The sequence below is a fragment of the Vibrio marinisediminis genome (genome assembly GCF_014050145.1).
GTDB lineage: Bacteria > Pseudomonadota > Gammaproteobacteria > Enterobacterales > Vibrionaceae > Vibrio > Vibrio marinisediminis.
Genome location: NZ_JACFYF010000430.1, coordinates 1 through 226, shown reverse-complemented (window position 1 = coordinate 226; position 226 = coordinate 1). Strand labels below are relative to the sequence as shown.

General features: G+C 62.8%; 1 protein-coding gene. It reads right to left on the bottom strand.

Features of this window, described 5'->3' with window-relative positions:
* Positions 1-226: collagen-like triple helix repeat-containing protein (locus H2O73_RS21655; protein ID WP_182110865.1), on the bottom strand; the 226-nt coding region annotated here is incomplete at both ends.

The window sequence follows — 226 nt, the reverse complement described above, 5'->3', positions numbered from 1 at the left end:
GGCCGGTTTTGCCATCAGGACCAGGGCTGCCAGGACTGCCATTGAGACCCTTGGCACCAGGGAGACCAGCTTCACCGGGGCGACCAGCTTCACCAGGAGAACCTTTGGGACCAGCAGGTCCGGGAGCACCACGTTCACCGGAAGGACACTTGGGGCCAGCAACACCAACAGCACCAGAGAAACCACGACTACCAGATCCACCACGCTCTCCAGGAGCTCCAGGCGG